This window comes from Xanthobacter sp. DMC12, from assembly GCF_056314105.1.
In genome coordinates this window covers 808,363-824,590 of sequence record NZ_JBQUYZ010000002.1, presented here as the reverse complement: position 1 = coordinate 824,590, position 16,228 = coordinate 808,363, and the positions used below count along the sequence as shown (strand labels likewise).

The window sequence follows — 16,228 nt, the reverse complement described above, 5'->3', positions numbered from 1 at the left end:
CGGTGATCTGAACGACCGCGTCGCGCTTGAAGTCCTCGGTGAAGTTCGTTTTGCCCATCGTGGCCTCCCCTCAAAATTAGGGAAGAAGGCGTCCAGGAATCTAGGGGCGGTTCACACGTCACCGCCACATTACGCTTCCCGCGTTAGCGTGGTGGTGCCCCGTTCGCCTTTTCGGCAGAGTCCGGACGCTGCATTGTGGCCAAATCGCCAAGGCCGACGACTCCGTGCGGCGTATCCGAATTCAGGGAGATCCGCACCAGATATACGATTCCGTCCGGCATGAGGTAGGATACGGTATCATCATCGAAGAACATGTTGCGTGCCTCCGCCTTGGAGAGCGGGGTCTTCGAAATCGAGCGTATGGTGCCGCCGAGCGGCTGGCTGAGCGGTGTCCGGGGATTGGCCGGGGTGAGCGAAACCGGCATTCCAACCTTCCATTTCGGCACTTCGGCAATATCAACGAAGGCGTAAGCCTGTAACGTGGGTTCGGCATTGGACAGAGTCAGGAGAATATCCTTGCTGTCCACAGACGTTCCCTTCCTCACGAAGATCGAATTGACGATTCCGTCCCGCGGCGCCCGAACGGACCGCAGTTGCTCGTATGTGCTTTCCAGATCGTGCATCGAAAGCCGGAGATCTTCGATCTGGCGCAGAAGGGGGGCGAGCTTCTCAAAGCGTGTCTGCTGCACCTGTGCGATACGGGAATCGACCTCCAGAAGCGCCAGTTTCTGCTTCATCAGCTCGTTTACGCTTTGATCGTACTGCACCTGAGCCTGAAAGTTGGATCCGCTCGTCACCAATCCTTTGCTGTGCAATTCAGATTTGCCGTCCAGAATTTTCCGATAGCCATCCCTCTGCTTTTCGTAGGTGGCGATGGCCTCCCGAATTTGCTGCCGCCGCTCGTTCTCCAGCTTCACCACAGCGCCTTCATACTGGTTCGCCAGGTCGGACAGTTGCTGAAGCACTTCCGTGCGCCGCTGGAGCGCCGCCCGCGTGCTGGCTATCTTCTCATCCAGCTGGGGAGACCGAAGCGTCAGCAGGACCTGATCCTTTGTCACCACCTCATCGGGACCGATCTTGATCTCGTCCACAATTGCCGGACCGGCAGGATAGATCGGGCGAACGACATCATAATTCGGGGCGTCCGGCAGGAAGATTGCGCGCGCGTTGATTTCGCTCGCGCCGGCAAGAGACTGCGCGCCCGGCGCCAGTTGGGCCAGTGCACAGGAGAGCGCGATCCCCATCACCCGCACCGTGGGACGAAGCCGCACCGGCGCCCGACCCGGCCGTGAAGTCTTGTTCGCCTGAAACATGCTTTACCCCCGATCACACAATGCGGTTACCGGACCTCAGCCACGGTGATCCGGCGTGTCCACGCCTGATGGAAGCCCGGCGGCCGTGAGGCCGCGCTCCATGAATATCCAGAATGGTACAAGCTGAGGTGGCGGCTCCGCGCCGTCATAGGGCCCGCAGATCACGAAGCCCGCGGCGCGGTAGATCTTCTGCGCCGATGTCATGAACACTGCCGTATCGAGCCGGATCATCTGGTAACCCAGTCGGCGGGCTTCGTTCATAACAAAATTCACGGACTGGGAGCCAAGACCACGGCCGCGAAAGTGCGGGCGCGTGAAGATGCGGACGATTTCCGCGGCCCCGTCCGGGAGGCGGCGAAGCCCGCAGATGGCCATGATCTGGCCGTCCGCGTCCCGGCGGGCGTAGACACCGCCCGCCTCAGGCTCGATCCGTGCGCCGATCTCAGCGGTATGACCGACATAGCTCTCAAGGCTCATGCCGACGATATCCGGGATCGAGAAGGCGCAATGCCGGATGATTTCGCCATTCATCCAGTCAAAATAGTCCTGCGTGATTCCGATGAATGCCTTGCGGTCTTCCGACGTCGCGAGGTCGAGACGCTCGAAGCCATTAGCATGTGGGCCAGGCGCTCCCTTGTCCTGTGCCTCGTATTCACTTCCCATCGAACCATTCCTTCCAGAGTGGCACTGCCGTGGCAAAGGTCCCGCGGTGGTCCGTTGGTCCCGTCGAAATCGCCTCCACCCGGCTATTGCCCGCGCCGATGCCCCGCTGGTACTCCATGACGAGTCTGCCAAGCCCGACGGAAACGATCTCGTCATTCTCACCGTAGAAATTGCGCATCGGCGTGTTGATGACCCAGCGGTAGGCTTGGGTGGCGAGCGCAAGTCGTCCATACGCGGATTGCGCAAAGAAATCCGGATCAAAATAGGCCGGTTGGATCAACACCTTCAGGTCCGTGGGGATTTCCTCCCGCTTGTAATCTTTTCGCTCATATACCCTTTTGGCCAGATCGTAGTATTCTGGAGCGATGATGGTCCGCGCTAGGCCGGGAATGCTGTAGTAATTTTCAAAAGAGAAGGCCGAGAGAATGTAGAGGACATTGGCCCAACTCGCGTCGTTCTTCCGCGGAAAGTTCAGGAAGCCGCTGAGCAGGGAGTAGATATCGGCCGGACCGCTGGCGGTTGCCGCACCGTCCACCTTCACGCCGGCACGCTCCAGCCGGTGGAGGAAAGCAAGCGCCACGAAGCCCCCTTCGGACCACCCGCTGACGAAGAGCTTGTCGGTTGATATCTTCAACTGCCGCAGAACCGCCTGGGACGCCTTGAGCATGTCAAAGCTGGCTTGCTGCTGGCTCCCCATCACGCCATAGCCTTCCGGCTCCGTGGAGGTGCCCATGCCGAAATAATCGGGCGCGACCAACACGTAGCCCTGACCGGCGAACTGCGCGACCATCAGCTTGGTTTCTTCGGATTGGTCGATAAAGGAGGGCACCTCGGTCTTCTTGTAAACGGTGCCGTGCTGATAGGAGACCAGCGGAAAAACACTCCCCCCTGTGTCCGGTATCGCGATGAGCCCCGTGGCGACGATGGGCCGGTTGTCCAGTTCGGGAATGACCGAGGAATAGGTGATCCGGTACAGATTGACCCCGTTCCGCGCCGGCTTGGCTGCGATGGGGGCTTTGAAGAAGGCCGGCGCGTCGACCGTGAGAATGGTATTGAGCTGGTCGACGTTCAAGCGACCGATCTGCTCATAACTCACCCCTGATGGAACGGCGAGCGTTACAGGTGGCGTTCCAGTTTCTCCCGCGCGCGCGGGAACCGCCAGCAGAGCGAGCGCGGCCACGAGCGTGGCGAAAAAACCGGAACGTCCCATCATCCCCCCCAAAAAAGCACCCGGACCAAGGTCAATACCGCTTCCGTCAGTTCAGGCGGCAACCGGTCGGGGTCATATAGTTCAGTTCCGACCGCTCGAAGCGTGGTGCGGTAAGAATCCAAAGGCTTCTTCCGCTGTCGGTGACCGCGGCCAACACCCCATGAAGCGGCAGATCCGCTGCGCCGCGCGGCATGATATTGCGGGCGATGGCCGGCACATCGACACCTTCAAAAGGATCGGCCCCCGCCGGGACAGCGATGAACCGGACATGAAAATCGTAAGGGCCGATGCGAACATGGGTCGCGTCGTGCGGCAGCGCGGCGAGGGCCGCGCGATAATCGGCCTTCAGCGTCCCGATATGGATGTGAAACTGGTGCTGGCCGCGCGTCGTCGCGGGCTGGATGGCGAAAGCGACATCATCTTTGGAGAAGGGCGGTTCGACCATGCGCTGCGAAGCGACATAAGCCGCGTGCCAGTAATTCCGCCCGGAATAGCCGGAGACATCCTCGATCCCGACCACCGGCTGGATGGCCCACAGGAGGACACGGCAGTTTTCCCCCTGGGCACGGTCGTACCGTTGCGGGTCACGATAGCGCGTATCGTACTGCAGAAAGAATGTGACTCCGCCAATTTCGCGGCGCACGAACTCACCCTGCGCATCACCGCAGTGGCCGCCGGAGCAAGCATCGGACGTAAGGAACCGGTAGATGGAGCAGGTGGCGGCCGCGGCGTTGGCCGGCTCCGCACAGGGAGCACAGGGCTGGGGTGCCTTGTCGTCTTTGTTCGCCTCGGCGGGGGAGGCCCAATGCAGGCGCGCCTCTCCCGCCGGCGTGGTGGCCGGCATCGGACAGGCCTGTATCAGCGGTTCGGCCGCGACTGCCGTTGCCAGCCCGGCCATCCAACCGATGATAAGGCCCACCAAGCCGTGCACCGCTCTGACGCGAAACGGGACAGTATGGAACGCGACGACCATGCCAGATGCCTGTCAATCCTCGTTCAGCGAGAAAACCAGAGCGGGAGACTCGCGCAGGAAACCCTTGAAGCGGTAGGAAACCTCGTGCGCATGGTCCGCCTCCGGCATGTCCGGGCTGCGCAGATGAAGATCGTCGCCAAAGACCCCAACGATATCGACATGGCAGTGGCGAGCGATTTCGACATAGCTTGGACCATCATCCGTCTCCAAGTCGAAGATGTCGCGATCGGAGACGTCGGTCATTGTCACATCGACCCTCAGGCTCCGCGCCACCTGCAGCGTGCTGCTGCTGAGATTGATGCCATCCTCTGCCGGTGCCACCACGCGAATGCGTTGCAGAGCGATGTGGGAATTGGTGAGATCAATCCCGTCATCACCGGAATGGAAGCTGCGAAGTTCGGTTACATCCCATTCCTGCGGCCCAACCCCCATGATGGAGAGGCCGTCACGGTCATCTTCCAGCGGGTCCTTGCTTGGCGAAACCGGATCCCCATGCCCGAGGTAATAGGCCGCGATCAGATCTGCCTTGAAAGTCGAGACCGCCCTGGGCCGATCAGCTGTGACGGAGAGCCCGTCCTTTTCGGCGCTGCGATAGCCGCCGAAAAACCAGAGGCCTCCATTGTCCGCCGTTCTCACAGCGCGGAAACGATCGTTGCAGGCCCGCACATACAGGCGCCCCGCGTACAGAGCCGAGCCCTGTTCGAAGATGAGGACTGCACGGCGAATGGTGCTGGAAGGCACCATCCCGTTGAGAATCAGGATGTTGACCCCATCCTCAGCGACCAGTCGCCCGCCATCCCGCACCCGAACCTCTGACGTCACCACATAGGTGGTGCCCGCCTTGAGGCGCAGCACGCCGGTCACGGTTCCCTGCAAGACCTTCGGAGCAGGTCTTGCCATCTCACTTCACTCCTTGACGCACAACGGGCTGCTGATGTTTCAGGCCATCATAGACTTCCTGTAGACTCTCGACAGATGTGGATGTGTCTCCGAGATAGGGAAGGTCGATGATGGCGATGGCGGCCAGCATGAGTGTGAGCATGACAAGTTGCACGACCAACGTCACCGCCCTCAGGGGAGTGGCCTCGATCAACCGCAGTCCGCAGATAATAATTACGCCGAAAATGCTGAGAAGGCTCACAGTGTAGAACATGATTGGCAGCGCGCTGGTGACGCTGAGGATCCGGCTGTTGCGGACTTGTGCCATCTGTTCGGCCGCATCGAGGATCTTGGAGAAAACGGCGACACTTTTATCGGACCGGGGATCGATGCTGTCGACCTGCAAGAACACATCTACAAGAGCCTTGGAGGTGACAGCGCTGGCGTGCCCCTGCTTGAGACCGGGCCACTCGTCGACGATGATGGAGTTCGTGTAGGTGAGCAGCGCGTCCCGGGCCTTCAGGGCCGGCTCCGTGCCATCGAGGATCAGCAGCCGATTGAGGCTCTTGATGGCCTGCGCTTCCTGCGAAACCTTGTCATCCAGGCCGGAAGCGGTGGTCATGACCAGCGCGAGGACGAAGCCGAGCACCACATAGGCACCGGACATGCTGTTCTGCGTGGCCGTGTCGACGATGTCGCTGTCGTAGTCGAACCAGCTCCATTTCCGGTTCATGTACCGCACGGCAAGCGCCACCCCCAGCAGGGTGAGGCAGGCCAGGGCGGGCAGCAGCACGAGCAATTGCGTGTCCGACACATATTGCAGAAAGGATAGGCTCATGGATTGCCAGCCCCCGCTTCGTCACGTGCTCTCTCGCCGAGACGTTTGATTTTCTTTTCTGAATCTTGCATCGCGCTTGCGATACACCGCCGAAGATTGAAGTAGTGGCGCATCTGGTCGTCCTGCACCCAGGATCGTGCGGTGGTGTCGTCCAGCTGCTTTAGCCGTTCGAGCACAGACATGGCCTCGGCCGAGGTGGTGGCGGCGACGAGCTCATCCTCCATATAGCGAAGCTCCCAGAAATGCAGCCAAAGCAGCTTCTGGGACGCGAAACCCCGATAGCCGATGACCTTGTTCAAGAGCGGCAAGCCAAGGAACAGGAGCGCGAGCAGAACGACCCACACATTTTCCAGCAGCGCCGCGAGCCAGAGCGGAAGATAGCTGAAGATGGACGGAACCCCGCCCGTATAGAAGCGAGTGGCGATTGGACTCAACGAAAAGCGGCGATCCTTGTATTGCGGCATCGTCGCCGCGAGCGGAAAGAAATTGGTCGATTTCAGTGAGAAATCGCGAGCTGCCATGAGGAATGCCCATTGCACCGCCGGATGCGTGTCCTTCTCGACCAGGAGATTCGCCGCGGATGCAAGAAGCGCCACCTCGCTCTCAGGCCGGATGCTGGCGATATCGATGGCGCCCCGCGGAACCGTCACCTTCTGCAGGAACGGCAGGCGCCGCACATAGCCATCGGCCAGCGGAAAGTTCATCAGCTTGATGCTCGGGTCCCGTAGCACTTGCTGGATGAGGGGGGAATTGAAGCCATCAACAATGAAGACAGCATCGACTTTGCCCGCCAGCAACTGGTCCACCGCTTCGGAATGCGGAAGCTTGAGGAAGTTCGGCCTATCGCCGGTGCCGGGATTGTTGAGCTCCATCAGGGTGTAGAACAGCTTTTGGCTGACGGTGCCCGGCGCACCGATCGCGATCTGCTTGTCCTGATAATACTGGAAGGGATCATCCACGCTGATCGTATCGCCGCGGTAGAACAACCAGGCTGGCGCGATAGCCACGGTGCCGAGGGAGACGAGGTTGGGATAGTCCGATGGCGAGCCCGCCCCCGAAATCACAAAGCTGGCGCTGATGTCCGAACCTGGATCCCGGATATTGTTTTCAACCGCATCGAGCCCTGTCTGGCTGCGAACCTCGAGCCTTAAACCCTGCCGGCGAAAATAGGCTTCGAATGCCTCGCCAAGCTCGTTGCTAAGCGTGCCCCGCTGACCAACGGCCAGAACCGTCGCCTGTCTCGGAAATGGCTCGATATAGACAAGGATCAAGAATGCGAGCGCCGCAACGATCAGTCCGGCCGGTACATAGAATGCCGCGACCCTGAGCCAGGTCAGAGCCTCGCGCCGCAGGTCGTATTTGATGTACCGTCGGATGAAAACTAAAATGTCACTGTCACGGCTACTCATGCTCGCTGCCGCCCCCCCGGGTCAGTCGAACTTCAGCCAGTTCCTATCTACCGCCGAGCCCGTGCTCAAACAACTGAATTTCCGCTCGAACTGCGGAAAGGAGTTGAGCAGCTATGAGTTGCATCTCGGCGGGGGCTAATGCAGCCGATGGAAGTCTTGGTCGGAGCTGAACCGCCCCGGGTTTGCGAGGCTCCAACTCCTGAGAAGGGGGAGTGGGGCGTTCCACGTAGGCTTCCAGCTAATCCTCTTCACATGCTGCTGCAGCTTCCGCAGGGCGTTCCAGTAAGCTTGCGCTGCGAGTTTGCCGCCATCGTCGAATTCCCGCATTTCGCCAAATCGCATGCTGATCCCCAACCGCGGCCGAGCGGCTGCCCCTGCATGCAACTAGGAACTGCAGAAGCTAAACCGTCACCACGGCGTCGCCCCTGTTCGATGGTCTGCGCTTCCGCGCAGCGAAACCAACGGTGGCGCGCAACGTGAGCGGCCTTTTCTGGCACGACTTGCGTCGCCGGTCTTCAGCGGCCTTCCGAGGCGACTTTTGGCCAGCGCCCGCCTTTTGTCTCAGCTGGCGATCTGCGACGTGCGGATCAGGAGGGGGCGGTTGTCCGAGGTGGTGGCTCCGGCGAAGCCCGTCTCGCCTTGTGCTGGCTACTGCTTCTCGGCACCCACTTGCCATTCCGCCGTACCAGCATCGCGCCGCAGAACTTGCCCCGAACGGGAAGCGAGCAGTACGGGCCCGTGCCATCGATCCCGACATAGAGGGTGACGATCAAGCCGCCGAACCGGTTCTGGCTGTCCGTGGCGATCAAAGGGGCGGGCGCGACGCTCTCCTCGAACACCAGCCGCCACTCCTGGGGACCGACCTGCTTCCAGATGATCAGCCTGCAGCCGCCGGTCGAGCAGTTCGCTCCTTTGGCCATGCCGTCGCAGCCGTGCTGAGCGGACAGGATGATGTCTGTTCCTCCGGTATAGTCCGAGTCGACGAAGGAGATGCCTGCTTCGTCCGAGGAGGCGTAGCCCCCTTGTTCGCAAGCTTGCCGGATCTGCCGCACGGTCGACGACATCGCTGGGAAGCGCGGAGAAGGGCATCGGAGACTGCTGGGCGACCGCCCCGATCGGCATCAGGGCGACCGAGAGCGAGGCCGCTGCAATTGCATACGGGCGGCGGGTCACTTTGTCGGCGCCTATGCTGCCCGTCATGACTGTCCCCCTTAGCTTTGCCGTCAGGCCGTTGCAGCGGCGGTCAGTTCGATCCCCCATCGGGAGGCGGCGAACTGGGCTTCGAGGCTGTCGGGCTTGGCGAAGACCCAGCCGTGGTCGAGCAGGTTCTTGCCCGTGTACTCGTTGCCCTTCAGGCCGAGCCAGACCACCAGTCCCGCCGCAAGGGACACGCTGATAGCCGACCCGAGCCTCATCTCACGGAGCTTGCCGGTGCCCGGCTGGGAAGGGTCCGCTTTCCACCTGAATAGGAACGCCCACCGCTTTGCCCCCGACGGCTCCACGATCAGATACAGCCCGCCCCATCGGCATGCCGACCGGGCTTGGAGATGTCGAGACCTGTCGAGCGTTGAGCCTGTTGAGCTTGAGGGCCATCGGAGTGCTCGCGTTGGGGGCGTGAAAGACGCCCCCGAAAGCTACCCCAACGCCACCCCAACGCAGAACCGCGACGCAGGGGTATGGAGTGAGACACAGAGGAACACCAAGGCCAGTGAAAGCCTTACGGGCGTTACATTCTGAGGCTTTTGGGCATGGTGTGAAACAGGGGTCTGGCGGAGAGAGAGTCCGCCATACCGATGCCCTCTGGCGCCCTTGGACGCCTTCATGGCTCCCCACAATGGACTATCATACAACGATTAGTTGCTCTTCAGCGTATTTCGTTGCATTTGGAGAACCGCCGCTTAGGGTGGGGTTGAAGGTGGGGTCGGGTGGGGTTGGATGCGGGTGGGGTTGATCATCTCCGCCACCCATCCAGCGGGTACGGGCTGGAAAGGCTATAGGTCAATATGAGCATTATAATACCTATATATAAGAACGTGTGTCTTATAGCCAGATAATCAGAAAATCCAGAAAATCGAATATCAAGCATTTCAACGTGTTGCTGGCGCATTTTCTGGATGCTGGATAGTCCAGAAATTCCAGAAATTGGTTTTCTGGATCGGCAGCCCGTGGCGGTGGAATTCGAACTCGCGATTGGAGACGCCGGCATGGCGAGGGAGATGAACCGGCTGACGGCGCGCACGGTGGCAAGCCTGAAAGAGCCCGGCCGCTATCCTGACGGTGGCAACCTGTACCTTCAGATCGGCCCAACGGGATCGAAGGCGTGGCTGTTCATGTTCAAGCGCGATGGGAAGCGCCGGGAGATGGGCCTGGGCTCCCTGAACGACGTGACGCTTGCTGCCGCCCGCCTGAAGGCTGATGAGGCTCGCCGCATCGTCGCCGATGGCGGCGATCCGTTCGCGGTGCGCGAGGCCGCATTGGCCGTTCGCAAGGAAGCTGAAGCGGCTCCGACGTTCGGCACCTTCGCTGACGACCTGATTACGAAGCTTGCTCACGGCTTCCGCAACGATAAGCACGTCGCCCAATGGGAGATGACCCTTGGCCCGACCTATTGCTCCGCCATCCGCGACATGAAGATCGCCGACATCACGGCGGTGGACATCCTCAAGGTGCTCGAACCCATCTGGCAGGAGAAGAACGAAACCGCCTCCCGGCTACGCGGCCGGATCGAACGGGTTCTCGACGCGGCCAAGGTGGAAGGCCTTCGCTCCGGAGAGAACCCCGCGCAGTGGAAGGGCAATCTTCAACATCGGCTGTCCAAGCGCCAGAAGCTCCAGCGCGGCCACCATGCCGCCCTCCCCTACTCTGAGGTGCCAGCCTTCATTGTTGCCCTAAGGGCGCGGCCGGCTATGGCGGCCCGCGCTTTGGAATTTGCGATCCTGACGGCCGCGAGGTCGGGCGAAGTGCTCAGCGCCACCTGGGCGGAGATCGACCTCAAGGCGGCAGTATGGACGGTGGCGGCGACACGGATGAAAGCCGGGCGAGAGCACCGCGTCCCCCTGTCGGACGCGGCAATAGCCGTCTTGAGGGAGGCCGAGCCCCATCGTCGGGGCGATGACCCGGAGAGGGCCTTCGTGTTTCCCGGTCTTCGCCCCATGCGCCCCCTCAGCGCCATGGCGATGGAAATGCTCCTGCGGAGGCAGAAGCAGGTGTTCACCGTACATGGCTTCCGCTCGTCATTCCGTGACTGGGCTGCGGAGGAGACGAGCTTCCCGCGCGAGATTGCCGAGGCCGCCCTTGCCCATGTGGTCGGCGACGCCACCGAACGCGCGTACCGTCGCGGGGATGCGCTGGAGAAACGTCGAGAACTGATGCAGGCCTGGGCCACCTTCTGCACGACAGAGCCTGCCGAACAGCGAGGCGAAGGCGCGGACGAAGCGAAAGCTGCCTGTGGATAACGAAAATCCAGATATCGCTCTCTGAGACACTTGGCGACTCATCTTTGTATTTCGTCGTATTTTCCTTCCGGCGTCTCATGATATCGGTCTGATTGACCTCTGCTCGCGACAGTATTCTGATCGGCGGGCCATGCTCATGACCAACCTATATCTGGGTGACAGCATCGTCGTCGGAGACGTGACGATCGTGCTCGTCGGCCGCACCTCGGGTGGGGCCGGGCAACATGCACGCATCGGCATCACCGCGCCCAAGGACATGAAGATCGAGCATCGCGCGGGTCGCGGCTCTGGCGCACGGGCCTCCTTTTCCCTTGCTGACGGAGCACAGGATGTGCCGCGACCCGTATTCCCCCGGAGCTGAGCGTGTCCGCTTCGATTGGCTGACGTTCGCCCGGCGCGCTCGTGCCTTTGAGCGGTTCTCGGACCCTGCCGGCGCGGCCAAGGAAGAGCGCGATCGCCGGCGCGCCTTCGAGCACGAGGACCGTTCCCTCGCCAAGGAGGACCGGGGACGGCGCATCCAGCTTCAGGATGAGGACCGGTCGTTCGTTCGAGAGCATCGCGCTCTCGCCAAGGAAGATCGACAGCGGCGTATCGCGGCCGAGGGCCAGAACCAAGCCTTCACCAACGAACAGCGGGATCGTCAGCGGCAGGACTGGCAGCGCAACGATGCCGTCAAGGGCGCCTACTCGCAGGCGGCGGATCAGGCGAGCGCCGCACGCAACGCGGACGTGGAAGGCGCGATCCAACCGATCGAGGCGCAGGGGCCGACGCCTGACGGCAAGGGCCTGCCTGCGTTCAAGGTCGGGGACGCCACCTTTACGGACAAGGGGCAGGCGCGCGCAGCGGGGGAGAAGGATGTGAAGCCCTTCATGGACTATTACACGGCCAAGAGCGCGCCGCTGGTAACCGAAGCCTACATGCGCGCCGGGCAGCCCGAGAAGGCTCAGGCCTATAACAACTGGCTCAAGACCGAGGGTGTGCAAAAGGGCATGGAGAGCTGGGCGAAGGCGCTTCAGGCCGCCTCCCGCGACGATCCTGACGGCTTCGCGAAGCACATGACCGCCGCCTACAATCAGCAGGGCTATTTCGAGGACGGGCGCACCACGACCGCGAAGCTCCGCAAGGACAAGGACGGCACGGCAACACCGTGGGAATGGACCTCGAATTTGAGGACAAGGCCACGGACAAGAAATGGACCGGTTCCATCGAGGGCCGCGAGGGCATCTACCGGATGGGCATCGAGCTGATGGCGCCGGAGCAGGTGTTCAAGTCCGGGATGCAGCAGGTGGGAGGCGGCCGACAAGGTGCGCTCCGCGATCGCGAAGGACAAGCGTACTGAGGCGCGCGAGACCGGCATGATGATGCTGGAAGCCGCGCTGAAGGAGGCGTAACTTCGTGGCCCGCAGGGCATTGTCGAGTTCCGCAAGCGGCTGGACAGCACCATGAAGTCGCTTTTGGCGAACGACTTCAGCTACGCCCGGCTCACGGACGACGAGAAGGTCGCGAAGGCGGTCGAGGTGCTTCGCGCGCAGGATCGTGGGGTCGCAGCTGCGGGGTATGGTGGCGGTGATGGCAGCAGTGCCGTTCCGCCGACGGTGGGGGGCGCGGCACGCAGCATTCCGATCTGGCGGCCGGCCACTGAAGATCGGGCCGCCACATCTGCGCCCCAGCCTAGGGAACAACCTGCTTCATCCACTTCGGCGCCGGAGCCGCCGCCCGCATCGGCCGATGATGAAGCAAGGCTTCCGGTCGGGGCGAGCCCAGCGAGCGCTCCTCCCGCGCGGGAGCCGACCGTCAGCCTCGGCAACATGTACGTTGGCTACGGCCGCAAGGCGCTTGGCGGCGTCGCCCAGGCCGGTGCCCGCGGTATCCGCGCCGTTGAGGATCTCCGGGGGCGGGATTTGCCGGCCGACGAGGCCATGGATCGCTTTGCTGATGACGCCATCCGCTCCGGCAACGAGATGCTGGAGCAGGAACGCCGGAACGCCGAGGAGGTACGCAAGGCCAATAGCGCCCGCATCAAGCTGCACACCGACATGATGGAGCGCCGCGATCGCCTCAGGCGGGAAGCTCAGGAGAGAAAGAGCCGCGAGCGCGACGAGGCCATCCGTGGCGTTCGTGAGAAGCAGCAAGAGGCCGAACGCCGCTACCGCGAAAGCCGAGGCCTCCCGGCTTACTCGAACTGACGCTCAGGGGAGAGACACCATGGATGATGGCGGAGACATGCCGCTCCCCAAGCCCGAAGATCGGGCAGGCGGCGAACAAGATCGCTTCCCTCGGCTCGAGCTACCTCGACTTCGCGAAGCAGTTCTATGCCGATGCCAAGGATCGGCAGGCGAACCTCGATAACGTGGCGGGGAAGGTCGTCGGTTCCCAGCTCGACGCTCAGGACACGCTGAACGGTTGGGCGGCGGCGGATCGTGATCGCCTGGAAAAGGTCTTCCAGCCGCTTCAGGACCAGTACATCGCGGACGCGCAGGCGTGGGATAGCCCTGAGCGACAGGCCGCCGTAGCCGCCGAAGCGCGAGGCGATGTCGTTAAGGCCGCTGCGAGCCAGGATGCGGCCCGCCGGCGCCAGCAGGCGTCGATGGGCGTGAATCCGAATTCCGGCCGCTGGGCAGGCGCCGACCGCGCGGCCGACACGGCGACCGCGCTTGGTGCGGCCGGGGCGGAAAACAGGGCCCGCAGCGATCTACGGCTTCAGGGGATGCGCCTGCGGGCGAGCGCCATCGGAATGGGGAACGGGCTTGCCGGTCAGGCGAGCGCGGCTCTCGCCACAGGCGCTCAGATCGGCAATTCGGCGACCGGCAATGTCGCGGCTGCGAACAGTGCCAACATCAAAACGGCCGGTATCATGCAGTCCGGCACCCAGACGGCGATCGACGGCTACACCAAGCAGGCCGGCGTGCTGACCAATCTGTACAATGGCCAGCTCTCCGCCTGGAATGCCCAGAACAACGCCGCGTCGCAGTCCAACAGTGACCTTATGGGCGCGATCGGCACGGGAGCGGGCCTTATCTTCTCCGACGAGAACGCGAAGGAGAACAAGGAGCCGGCCACCGGGACGCTGGAAGCCGTGCGCTCGATGCCGGTGCAGGAGTGGGACTACAAGCCCGGCATGGGTGACGGCGAGCGCCACATCGGCACCTATGCACAGCACTTCAAGGCCGCCACCGGCAAGGGTGACGGGCACTCCATCCCGGTCATTGACGCGGTCGGTGTGACCATGGGGGCGGTCAAAGAACTGGACGCGAAGGTGGAGAAGCTGGCGAAGGGGCTGCCGGCGTATGACCGCAAGGGAGGGGAGCCAATCGGACGCGGTGGTCGAGGTATCCGTCAGGGTGCGTCATAGGCCGCGATGCCGGACCGCCCTGGTCTACGGGCGGTAGCCGCAAGCCGATTGAAGACCAGCACGGGCGCTCACTCCCCCTCGATGGGGGAGGTCCGACAAGTCCCGTATCGGAGAGCAGGTGGTTAGCGGAACGTTCGCGCTATAGCCATCATCTCGCCGAGCCTGTCTTACGGCAGAAGAGCGCCTTGCTCCAATCTCGGCGAGGCCTTACCGTTTCTCCAGCCCTTCCGTAGGCTGGATCGATGCGTCGGCACTCAATGCCGGTGTAGTCCCCAGGTATCCCGGAGGGGTTTGGCGCCGGCTCTGGCCCATAACGGTGGTGTGACCGGTTCGGTCGTCCGAACCCTCCCCAGGTGACCAGCCAGGGTCGGCGTCTTCGAGGTCCCGTAGAAATCTCGGTATCGAGGCTCTCTAGCCTTCTCGCAGATAACCATCGGCCAACGTGCGCCAACAGCTAACACTGCGATGGACGACCACGCCGACACTCAGCCATCCGTCATCTAAAGCCGACGTGCGCGAAGTCTCCTCCGCGGCTCTACTCCGCGACCTTCAGCACGACCTTGCCGAACCCGCCGCCCACTTCCATGGCGCGATGCGCTTCAGCGGCCTGTGAGAGCGGATAGACCTTGCCGACAAGCGGCGTCAGCCGGCCGTCGGCGAACAAAGGCAGTGCGCCCTCCGCGAACCGCCGTACCATCGCGCGCTTCTCGTCCGCCGTCCGCGATTTCATCACCGTCCCGATGAGGCGAAGATGGTTGTGCAGCAGGAGAGCCAGCGGAATCGCAGCGCTATCCTGCCCGCCCAGCAGGCCGACCTGAACGAGACGGCCGCCTGGAGCGAGGCTCCGCAGATTGCGTGGGAGATAGTCACCGCCGACGAAGTCGACGACCACGTCGACCCCTGTCCCGCCGGTGGCGTCGCGCACGCCCTTTTCGTAGTCCTCGGATCGATAGTCGAACACCGTCTCCGCGCCGAGGGTGAGAACGTCGTCGCGTCGCTCGGCGTTGGAGGTCGCGAAGACGCGGGCGCCGAGGGCGTGGGCGATCTTCACCACGGCGGAGCCGACCCCGCCCGCCGCCGCATGGACGAGGATGGACGTGTTCTGCGCCGTCCCTGCCAGATGCACGGCCGCCTCCCAGGCGGTGACGAAGGATTCCATCACCGCCGCCGCGCCGAGATCATCGAGATCCGGCGGAATGCGCACCGCCATGCCCCGATCGACGCGGGCATACTCGGCATAGGCACCGCCGCCCACGATAGCCATCACGCGCTCACCGATGCGGACATCGGTCACGCCGCTTCCGACAGCGACAACCTCGCCGGCCACTTCCAGCCCGAGCAGATCGCTTTCGCCATAGCTTTGCCGGCCGTAATAGCCCTGACGCTGCAACAGATCGGCGCGGTTGACGCCAGCGGCGTGCACCTTGACCAGAAGATCGCCCGGGCGAACCTCCGGCATCGACACGTCGCCGAGATGGAGCACGTCGGGCCGGGCCGAATGCATCGAACACGATGGCTTTCATTTCGCCGCGGCCTTGGCGAGCGCACGGCGTCCGATGCTGCCGGCGAAGAGCGGCGTTTCTCGGCGGTTGTGATCGCCACCGGCTTCCTGCCGGGCGATGGCCGCCTGCTCGAAAGTCTGGCCGTGCGCGGCGAGGAAATCCATGAACACGTCGGTCGGGCGCGAGGTGACACGATTGGTGTAGCGGGTCCTTCCGCCCTCGATCTTCTCGGCCATCAGCTCCCAGAGCACATTGACCTGCGTGCGGCCGACGGGGGTGAACACGTCGGAGAGCGAGTTCATCCGGCAATAGTTCGCCGTCGCCTCCTCGGCGATGTAGTGCTGGATGACGAGGCCGGTGCCGATCATCTCCACATTGATCACCATACGGCGGCCATCGTCGGTGGTCGTGACGCCGGAGCCGATGTGGTCGGGCGGGCAGCAGCGCAGATATTCCGCTTCCGGCAGGCTGAACAGCCAATCGGCGATGTCGATCTTTTCAAAAGGAACGTCGATCTCCGCAGTATAGGCCGACTGCGAGAGGATCTTGTCGGTGAGAATTTTCATGGTCTTGCCTTCTCGATCAGCGTTTGAACGGGATGCCCCGCATGCGATGGGCCCCGCTACGTGGGGGA

At 62.6% G+C, this 16,228-nt stretch carries 16 protein-coding genes; 5 read left to right on the top strand and 11 right to left on the bottom strand.

The window, feature by feature from the left end:
* Nucleotides 1-143: 143 nt before the first annotated feature.
* The 9 genes from ACT535_RS11955 to ACT535_RS11915 all read right to left on the bottom strand — a co-directional run bounded on the left by ACT535_RS11955 (nucleotide 144) and on the right by ACT535_RS11915 (nucleotide 8,700).
* Entirely contained in the window at nucleotides 144-1,313 is a 1,170-nt protein-coding gene (locus ACT535_RS11955) for an HlyD family secretion protein (protein WP_476364515.1), read from the bottom strand.
* A gap of 36 nt (nucleotides 1,314-1,349) precedes the next feature.
* Nucleotides 1,350-1,976 (bottom strand): GNAT family N-acetyltransferase, encoded by a 627-nt coding sequence (locus tag ACT535_RS11950; protein WP_476364514.1) that lies wholly within the window; start codon nucleotides 1,974-1,976, stop codon nucleotides 1,350-1,352.
* Nucleotides 1,966-3,189, bottom strand: coding sequence for an alpha/beta hydrolase family protein (locus ACT535_RS11945; protein ID WP_476364513.1), 1,224 nt, complete (start codon nucleotides 3,187-3,189; stop codon nucleotides 1,966-1,968). Before ACT535_RS11945 ends, ACT535_RS11950 begins: the two co-directional genes overlap by 11 nt.
* A 43-nt stretch (nucleotides 3,190-3,232) precedes the next feature.
* Nucleotides 3,233-4,159: a CDP-diacylglycerol diphosphatase gene (locus ACT535_RS11940; protein WP_476364512.1), complete on the bottom strand. Its 927-nt coding sequence runs from the start codon at nucleotides 4,157-4,159 to the stop codon at nucleotides 3,233-3,235.
* 12 nt (nucleotides 4,160-4,171) lie between these two features.
* On the bottom strand, nucleotides 4,172-5,059 hold the full coding sequence (locus ACT535_RS11935) for a hypothetical protein (protein ID WP_476364511.1): 888 nt from the start codon (nucleotides 5,057-5,059) through the stop codon (nucleotides 4,172-4,174).
* 1 nt (nucleotide 5,060) lies between these two features.
* A complete protein-coding gene (locus ACT535_RS11930) occupies nucleotides 5,061-5,876 on the bottom strand; it encodes a bestrophin-like domain (protein ID WP_168461735.1) in 816 nt (271 codons plus the stop codon).
* A complete protein-coding gene (locus tag ACT535_RS11925; RefSeq protein WP_476364510.1) occupies nucleotides 5,873-7,285 on the bottom strand; it encodes a TAXI family TRAP transporter solute-binding subunit in 1,413 nt (470 codons plus the stop codon). The genes ACT535_RS11930 and ACT535_RS11925 overlap by 4 nt, the downstream gene beginning before the upstream one ends.
* Before the next feature lie 587 nt (nucleotides 7,286-7,872).
* A complete protein-coding gene (locus tag ACT535_RS11920) occupies nucleotides 7,873-8,349 on the bottom strand; it encodes a hypothetical protein (protein ID WP_476364509.1) in 477 nt (158 codons plus the stop codon).
* A gap of 159 nt (nucleotides 8,350-8,508) precedes the next feature.
* On the bottom strand, nucleotides 8,509-8,700 hold the full coding sequence (locus tag ACT535_RS11915) for a hypothetical protein (RefSeq protein WP_476364508.1): 192 nt from the start codon (nucleotides 8,698-8,700) through the stop codon (nucleotides 8,509-8,511).
* 789 nt (nucleotides 8,701-9,489) lie between these two features.
* On the opposite strand from ACT535_RS11915, the gene ACT535_RS11910 reads away from it, so the two are divergent.
* From ACT535_RS11910 to ACT535_RS11890, 5 genes are all read left to right on the top strand, one after another.
* Complete coding sequence (locus ACT535_RS11910; RefSeq protein WP_476364717.1) at nucleotides 9,490-10,740, top strand: tyrosine-type recombinase/integrase; 1,251 nt, start codon at nucleotides 9,490-9,492, stop codon at nucleotides 10,738-10,740.
* Nucleotides 10,741-10,870: 130 nt separating this feature from the next.
* Complete coding sequence (locus ACT535_RS11905) at nucleotides 10,871-11,101, top strand: carbon storage regulator (RefSeq protein ID WP_476364507.1); 231 nt, start codon at nucleotides 10,871-10,873, stop codon at nucleotides 11,099-11,101.
* Complete coding sequence (locus ACT535_RS11900; RefSeq protein ID WP_476364506.1) at nucleotides 11,052-11,987, top strand: hypothetical protein; 936 nt, start codon at nucleotides 11,052-11,054, stop codon at nucleotides 11,985-11,987. Before ACT535_RS11905 ends, ACT535_RS11900 begins: the two co-directional genes overlap by 50 nt.
* A gap of 195 nt (nucleotides 11,988-12,182) precedes the next feature.
* A complete protein-coding gene (locus ACT535_RS11895) occupies nucleotides 12,183-12,926 on the top strand; it encodes a hypothetical protein (protein WP_476364505.1) in 744 nt (247 codons plus the stop codon).
* Nucleotides 12,927-12,949: 23 nt separating this feature from the next.
* Complete coding sequence (locus tag ACT535_RS11890) at nucleotides 12,950-14,092, top strand: tail fiber domain-containing protein (protein WP_476364504.1); 1,143 nt, start codon at nucleotides 12,950-12,952, stop codon at nucleotides 14,090-14,092.
* A 535-nt stretch (nucleotides 14,093-14,627) separates the two neighbouring features.
* Here ACT535_RS11890 and ACT535_RS11885 read toward each other — a convergent pair.
* The gene (locus ACT535_RS11885; protein WP_476364503.1) at nucleotides 14,628-15,596 is read right to left on the bottom strand and encodes an NAD(P)H-quinone oxidoreductase; all 969 of its coding nucleotides are present in this window, start codon (nucleotides 15,594-15,596) and stop codon (nucleotides 14,628-14,630) included.
* Between the two features lie 15 nt (nucleotides 15,597-15,611).
* Nucleotides 15,612-16,160, bottom strand: a complete 549-nt coding sequence (locus tag ACT535_RS11880) for a hypothetical protein (protein WP_476364502.1) — start codon at nucleotides 16,158-16,160, stop codon at nucleotides 15,612-15,614.
* Between the last annotated feature and the right edge of the window lie 68 nt (nucleotides 16,161-16,228).